Raw genomic sequence first — 7567 nt, 5'->3', positions numbered from 1 at the left:
GGCGGCGCGCAACACCAAATCTTAGTTTTTTGAGGCTTTGGTGATCGTTTGCTGGTTAAACCGTCAATATGGGCAAAATAGCTCCAAAAACAATATCAGTAAGCATGCATTTAATAGTTGGCTGCTTAAGAACTAGTCGCTAATATGAAAGAGCTTTAAGTATTTATATGTATTTACTCTGACTCTTTCATCTTTATTACTTAGGAAATCTTTATGTTAGCTAATTTACAACGATCCTTACCTTTTACTCTGGCGTTAGCCATCATCGTTTATCTGCTTTTATTGTTAATCCCTGATCTTGCTTTAAGTGCTTCTGTATCAGTAGTCATTGGTATAGTGCTGGGTGGTGTGTTGGTGCCTATTCTGGTAGAAGTCAAAGGTGCCTCACTAGACAGCACTGGTGCTCCTGCAGCAGCCAAAACAAACTACGACGGCGAAACTGCCACTTTATATGTAGGTAACTTACCTTACCGTGCAAATGAAGATGCTGTGCGTGAGTTGTTCCAGAAGTTTGGTGTAGTCGTCAACGTGCGTTTGATGAAAGATCGCCAGACAGGTCGTCGCCGTGGTTTTGGTTTTGTTGAAGTGGCAGCAAAAGATGCCAACAAGATGATCCAGAAGTTAAATGACTTTGCGTTCCAGGAACGTACTTTAAAAGTGCGTGAAGCGAAAGAACGTCAGGACGGTGACGATAACGACGAATAAACTAGTCCTGATATAAATCTGGCCAGCAGTTCTGCTGGCCAAATCTCATCTGTGTGACTCTTCGTTTTTGCTGTTCCGTCAGCTCTTGTGTTGCAATAAAGCAATCCTGACTCTTTTCTTTATATATAGATGTGAGCCCTGCCACTAAATGCTGCACTCGTCTGGCTATTGCATCAGCTGTATCAAAAAGTTTCGGAGCTTCAGTAAAAGCAGAACGGATCTCTTCAGCCAAAAACGGGAAATGAGTACAGCCCAGAATAATAGCCTTAGGTGCGAACTCAGTTAAGCCACTGTTTTTAATCACTGTGGCCACTTCTGCTTTCACATCAGCATTTGCCCAGACTTTTTTCTCAGCCAACATTACCAGTTCACTGCTGCCGACTAATTGCACCTGACTCTCACCAGCATAATCAGTGACCAGCTTCTGTATATAGTGGCCTTTGACCGTAGCCGGAGTCGCCAGCAACGCCATCTTTTCACCGGCACAGTATAAAGCAGCAGGTTTTATCGCTGGTACTACACCAACAAAAGGCAGATCAAACTGCTGGCGTAACCAATCAACCGCCTGAGTAGTAGCTGTATTGCAGGCAATGACAATCAGATCAACCTGATGAGTCAACAGATGTTCGGTCAGTTGTTTTAAGCGCTGGCGGATAAATAACTCAGACTTAGTGCCATAAGGCAGATATCTGTTATCCATCAGATAGAAGTAGTCAGCAGGCACCACTGCACGTACCGCCTCTACTATAGAAAGACCACCTACCCCACTGTCGATAAAACCTATCCGCATGCCGCTGTCTTCTGAAAAGTATCTTGTAAAAGTTCAGGCGCTATTTTGCCAGACATTCGCCCGCTAAGGCAGTTGCTCTGCTACTTTTATCTGCAGCTTGCTTTTGCTGATAGACATTCAGGCAAAAGCCCTTAGAATAGGCCGCTTTTTCGACAACAGGTGACAGGCAATGGCTTTAGGGCAAGTATTTCCGGATTTATATGAAACTCAACTGGCAGAAAAGCAAGCGGGCATACAGCAGCTTTTTGCGTCCTATACCTTGCCAGCATTAGAGTTATTCCGCTCCGAGCCAAGCCATTACCGTCAGCGTGCTGAGTTTAGGGTCTGGCATGAAGGGGACGATTTGTTCCACATTATGTTTGACTCTGAAACCAAGCAAAAACAGCGTATTGATTACTTCCCTGTTGCCTGCAAACAAATAGCCGACTTTATGCCTGTACTGCTGGAAGAGTTAAAAAAACGTCCGGCGCTGCGCAATAAGTTGTATCAGATTGATTATCTGAGTGGTTTAAGTGGCGAGCTGTTGGTTTCTCTTATTTATAAGAAACCGCTGAGTGACGATTGGGCTGAACAAGCCGCCTTATTAAAAGCCGACTTAGCAGAGCAATGGCCGCTGGATTTTATAGGCCGCTCGCGCAAACAAAAAGTGTTGGTGCACCGCGACCATATTATTGAAAAGCTGACCGTAAAAGACCGGACTTTAAGTTACCAGCAAATTGAGAACAGCTTTACCCAGCCGAATGCCAAAGTAAATCAGCAGATGCTGGAATGGGCCTGTGATATTTCCAGCCAGCTCAAAGGTGATTTACTGGAACTCTATTGTGGTAACGGCAACTTTTCATTAGCCCTGACACCTTATTTCCGTCAGGTCGTTGCCACTGAGATCGCCCGCAGTTCGATTAAATCAGCCCAGCTGAATATTGAAATGAACCAGGTGACGAATTTGCAGGTGCTGCAGATGTCGGCTGAAGACGTCAGTGCGGCTATGGCCACAGGTAAACAGCTAAAGACTTTGGATTTGTCAGAGCTGCAACTGGATACCATACTGGTTGACCCGCCACGGGCTGGTCTGGATCCAGCCACTGAAGCTTTTGTCAGTCAATTTAACGATATTATTTATATCTCCTGCAATCCTGTGACTTTGGAGCAGAACTTACAGCAGTTGAGCAAAACCCACGAAATCAAAGCTTTTGCATTGTTTGATCAGTTCCCTTACACCCACCACATTGAATCTGGTGTCTGGTTACGCAAACTTACTCCCTAGTTTTGCGATAACTGGGTTTTGCGGCCATAACTGGCTGCACCATGAGCCATCCAGCGTAATTGCATAATAGTGCGCTGGGTGATTTGTTTACGCTGCTCTGCCGTGGCATCCAGCGCATCAGCTCCGGCATGAAACACCAAGATCACCATAGCTTCTGCCTGCATCTGCGCGCGCTCAGCCGGGCAGTCTGTTTCTTTACGCAGATAATCGGCTAACTCAGCACCAAAATGATAAATCTCCCTGGCCACCGCACTACGAAAAGCCGCAGATGTGCCTGAACGTTCGCGCAACAACAAACGAAAGACATTGCTATGGCCTGTGACAAACTCCATAAAGGTTTCAATAGAGGTTCGGATCACACTGCCATTGCTTTCAATACGATGCCGGGCCTGGCGCAATAACTGACGAAGCATCAGACCAGCTTCATCAACCAGAGTTAAACCTAATTCATCCATATCGGTAAAATGGCGATAAAACGAAGTGGGAGCAATACCTGCTTCCCGGGCTACTTCCCGCAAGCTTAAACTTGAGTAGCCCTTATCAGCGCTAAGCTGCTGAAAAGCTGCGTCTATAATGGCGCGTCTGGTTTTTTCTTTTTGTTGTGCGCGGGTCACGGCTCACTCCTTTTTGCTACTTCCCCATTTTAACGCTTGACCCTGCAACTTTGCACGGCTAAATTAGCTTACAGTTGTAAGCTTAAAGTTCCCAAAATGAATAAACCCCCTATTATCTGGACCAACGTGATTTTGTTTGCGTCCACTTTTCTCGCTGCTGCCATTCTGGTGCCATGGTACGCCATAGCTGTTGGCTTTACCTGGACAGAGATTATTGCCACTATTTTATGCTTGGGTTATTGCGGAATGTCGATCACCGCCGGTTACCACAGGCTTTGGGCGCATAAAACCTATGACGCCCACCCTATACTGCAGTGGGTTTATGCCATAGGCGGCGCTTTTGCTTTACAAAACAGCGCACTGCATTGGTCTTCTGATCACCGCGTACACCATAAGTTTGTCGATCAAAACGACAAAGACCCTTACTCAGCTCAGCGTGGTTTTTGGTTCAGTCATATTGGCTGGATGTTACGTGAATACCAAAGCAATACCTATGCTGACTACAGCAATGCCCGCGATTTACAAAACAATAAAATAGTAATGTGGCAACACAAAAACTATCTGTTACTGACCGTTGCTACTAACTTTGGTATACCACTGTTTTTAGGCTGGTTAACAGACAACTATATCGGCATGTTATTAAGTGTGGGGGTTTTACGTTTAGTACTGAGCCACCATTTTACGTTTTTTATTAACTCTTTAGCTCATATCTGGGGTAATCAGCCTTACACCGATCAAAACAGTGCCCGGGATAATGGCATTTTAGCCTTTTTAACTTATGGTGAGGGTTACCATAACTTCCACCATATTTTTGAATACGATTATCGTAACGGCATTAAGTGGTGGCAGTTTGACCCAACCAAATGGTTGATAAAAAGTTGCTCCTGGTTGGGTTTGACCCGTAATTTACGTGTTTGCCCACCTGATCGTATTGAAAAAGCAAAAGTACAGATGCAACTTAAACGTGCACAGGCGAAAGTATCACATTTGCCCGACGCAGAGCTGGTCATGCAGCGCCTGGAGCATGAATACGAATTGCTGATGGAAAAAATGCACGCTTACTACGATGTGAAGAAAGTACTGCTGCAGCAGAAAAAACAACAGCTGATGCAACAGTACAATGAATTTGATGTGAAGCAGCAAATGCAGGAAGTACGACGGAATCTGCAGCTACAACAAAAGCGCTGGCAGCAGTTAACGGCACAATTTGCCTGATGTTTTGAAGTCGTCGTAACAAGGTTCCCGACAGTTACAACGTACCGTCCTTCCATGGACATAAAAAAGGTGGCTTAAGCTGCCTTTTTTATCGCCTTTAATTCAGGTTTTCTGATTAAATATAAAAAGTGCAGTCAGCGAAGGAAAAACCAGTGGTCAAAGCAACTCAAAGCAAAACATATGATTTTGATGCAATTATTATAGGCACAGGCCCGGGTGGTGAAGGTGCTGCCATGAATCTGGCCAAAAGCGGCAAAACTGTGGCTGTAATTGAACGCCATCAACAAGTCGGCGGCGGCTGCACACACTGGGGTACTATTCCATCCAAAGCCCTACGTCACTCAGTCAGCCGTTATATTGAATACAAAGAAAACCCGCTGTTTCAGATGGATGATCAATCCTCTAACCTGACCTTCCCGCATATATTAAAACACGCCGCTGGTGTTATTCGTAAGCAGGTACAGTTACGCAGCAGTTTTTATGACCGCAACAGAGTCAAAGTACTGCAAGGTGACGCCTCTTTTGTCGATGCTCATCATATTCGTATTGAACAGAATGGTTCACCGGATCAGATTATTTCTGCTGAACATATTATTCTGGCTACTGGTTCCCGGCCTTATCGGCCACAGAATGTGGATTTTACCCACAGCCGGATTTTTGACAGCGATACCATCTTGTCATTAAAAGACGACCCTCGACATATCATCATTTTTGGCGCTGGTGTGATTGGCTGTGAATATGCGTCGATTTTCCGTGGTCTGGGTGTACGGGTTGATTTGGTCAATACCAGAGATCGGCTGCTGTCTTTTATGGACGCTGAAATATCAGATGCTTTGAGTTACCACTTCTGGAATTCAGGGGTCACTATTCGCCATGGTGAAGAGTTTGATCGGATTGAAGGCTGTGACGATGGCGTTATTTTGCATCTGCAATCCGGCAAAAAAATGAAAGCCGACTGCATCTTGTTTGCCAACGGCCGTACAGGTAACACGGACAAGCTTAATCTGAACTCCATTGGCTTAAAAGCAGATAGCCGTGGTCAGTTAAAAGTGAATGACAACTACCAGACTGAAATCCCTAATGTATACGCCGTAGGGGATGTGATTGGTTATCCAAGCCTTGCCAGTGCGGCTTATGATCAGGGCCGCATTGCCGCGAATTCCATTATTCATGGCAACTACAGCACCTACCTGATTGACGATATACCGGTAGGTATTTACACCATACCTGAGATGAGTTCTGTGGGTAAAAACGAGCAGGAACTGACTGCTGCCCGTATTCCCTATGAAGTAGGTCGCGCTCAGTTTAAACATCTGGCCCGCGCTCAGATAGCCAATACCAGTGTGGGAAGTTTGAAGTTGTTATTTCACCGTGACACCAAAGAGATTCTGGGCATTCATTGCTTTGGTGAAAGGGCAGCAGAAATTGTACACATAGGTCAGGCTATTATGATGCAAAAAAATGGCGGCAATACCATAGAGTATTTTGTTCATACCACCTTTAACTACCCAACAATGGCCGAAGCCTACAGGGTGGCAGCTATGAATGGGTTAAACCGCTTATTTTGAACTGCCCGCTAAAACAACAACGCCAGCATTAAGCTGGCGTTTTTATTGCTCAAAACAGAAAAACTCTACTCGTCGTCTTCGGCAATCTCGGTATTCATATGATAAGTGCGGCTGAATGAATGCACTGCATCAATAAAGACACCGGCTTTTTCCGGATCCACATCAGGCGTAATACCGTGGCCCAGATTAAATACATGGCCTGACCCCATACCATAACCATCTAAAATGGCCTGAACTTCCTGACGGATGCGCTCCGGCGTTCCTAACAGGATGGAAGGGTCCATGTTGCCTTGCAACGCCACTTTATCGCCGATACGGGCACGAGCATGACGAATATCAATGGTCCAGTCTAAACCCACACCATCACAACCAGTAGCTGCGATTTCTTCCAGCCATAAACCACCGTTTTTGGTAAAGAGCGTGACAGGCACAGGACGACCATCCGCAAAACGGGTTAAACCTGAAACAATTTGCTGCATGTAGCTTAATGAAAACTCGCGGTAATCATGTGGAGTTAACACACCACCCCAGGTATCAAAAATCATCACAGACTGAGCGCCAGCTGCAATTTGCGCGTTCAGATACAAGATCACACTTTGTGTCAGCTTATCCAACAGGATATGCACCACTTCTGGTTCTGTGTACATCAACTTTTTGATTTTAGAGAAGGTTTTGCTGCTGCCACCTTCAAACATATAAGTGGCTAAAGTCCATGGACTGCCTGCAAAACCAATCAGAGGCACGTCGCCATTCAACTCGCGGCGAATAGTACGCACAGCATCCATGACATAACGTAATTCAACCTCAGGATCAGGCACAGGTAACTGCATCACATCCATAAAGTCGGTCAGTTGTTTCGTAAAGCGTGGGCCTTCGCCTTCGCCAAAATACAACCCCATGCCCATGGCGTCCGGTATAGTTAAAATATCACTGAATAAGATGGCAGCATCTAAAGGATAACGTTTTAACGGCTGCAAAGTGACTTCACAAGCCAGTTCGGGATTTTTGCACAACGACATAAAATCGCCGGCAATAGCTCGTGTTGCTCTGTATTCAGGAAGATAACGACCCGCCTGACGCATCATCCAGATTGGAGTGCGGTCGACTGGTTGTTTCATCAAGGCCCTTAAATAACGATCATTTTTTAGTTGCATCTATCATCTGCCATCTTTTGATTTATCACTAGTTTATCACTGATGTCCGATCAGTCACCATTTTTTACTGAAAGCTATTTGCCCACAACGAAAAAAGCTGTTGCCCTGCCAAAATACATCTGTTATAAACTACCTGCGCTAGTAAAGAACAAGAATAAAGAAACTCGTTTCAACGAGTCCTGGTAACGCAAGTTACACCTCATTTAAGCCACGTTAGTGGCTTTTTATTTGCCTGCCATCCATGGCGCAAACCCTTC

General features: G+C 45.3%; 7 protein-coding genes. 4 read left to right on the top strand and 3 right to left on the bottom strand.

The window, feature by feature from the left end; all coding sequences use genetic code 11:
• Nucleotides 1–213: 213 nt before the first annotated feature.
• Entirely contained in the window at nt 214–705 is a 492-nt protein-coding gene (locus RHEIN_RS16190; protein WP_008900058.1) for an RNA recognition motif domain-containing protein, read from the top strand.
• Between the two features lies 1 nt (nt 706).
• Here RHEIN_RS16190 and murI read toward each other — a convergent pair whose 3' ends face one another.
• Nucleotides 707–1495, bottom strand: a complete 789-nt coding sequence (murI, locus tag RHEIN_RS16185) for a glutamate racemase (protein WP_008900057.1) — start codon at nt 1493–1495, stop codon at nt 707–709.
• Nucleotides 1496–1664: 169 nt separating this feature from the next.
• On the opposite strand from murI, the gene trmA reads away from it, so the two are divergent.
• Nucleotides 1665–2759 carry a tRNA (uridine(54)-C5)-methyltransferase TrmA gene (gene trmA, locus RHEIN_RS16180; RefSeq protein WP_008900056.1) on the top strand — a complete coding sequence of 365 codons (1095 nt, stop codon included), beginning with the start codon at nt 1665–1667 and terminating at the stop codon, nt 2757–2759.
• Here the strand turns inward: trmA and fabR are convergent.
• A complete protein-coding gene (fabR, locus tag RHEIN_RS16175; protein WP_008900055.1) occupies nt 2756–3373 on the bottom strand; it encodes an HTH-type transcriptional repressor FabR in 618 nt (205 codons plus the stop codon). The two genes, trmA and fabR, sit on opposite strands and share 4 nt — an antisense overlap.
• A gap of 96 nt (nt 3374–3469) precedes the next feature.
• On the opposite strand from fabR, the gene RHEIN_RS16170 reads away from it, so the two are divergent.
• Both RHEIN_RS16170 and sthA read left to right on the top strand, forming a co-directional pair.
• Nucleotides 3470–4588 carry an acyl-CoA desaturase gene (locus RHEIN_RS16170; RefSeq protein WP_008900054.1) on the top strand — a complete coding sequence of 373 codons (1119 nt, stop codon included), beginning with the start codon at nt 3470–3472 and terminating at the stop codon, nt 4586–4588.
• Between the two features lie 152 nt (nt 4589–4740).
• Complete coding sequence (sthA, locus tag RHEIN_RS16165; protein WP_008900053.1) at nt 4741–6156, top strand: Si-specific NAD(P)(+) transhydrogenase; 1416 nt, start codon at nt 4741–4743, stop codon at nt 6154–6156.
• Nucleotides 6157–6221: 65 nt separating this feature from the next.
• Here the strand turns inward: sthA and hemE are convergent, their stop codons facing one another.
• Nucleotides 6222–7310, bottom strand: a complete 1089-nt coding sequence (hemE, locus tag RHEIN_RS16160) for a uroporphyrinogen decarboxylase (protein WP_040555295.1) — start codon at nt 7308–7310, stop codon at nt 6222–6224.
• Nucleotides 7311–7567: the final 257 nt, after the last annotated feature.

The sequence above is a fragment of the Rheinheimera sp. A13L genome, from assembly GCF_000217935.1.
GTDB lineage: Bacteria > Pseudomonadota > Gammaproteobacteria > Enterobacterales > Alteromonadaceae > Pararheinheimera.
The sequence above is the reverse complement of the archived record's forward strand: the minus strand, read 5'-3'. Positions and strand labels throughout refer to the sequence as shown.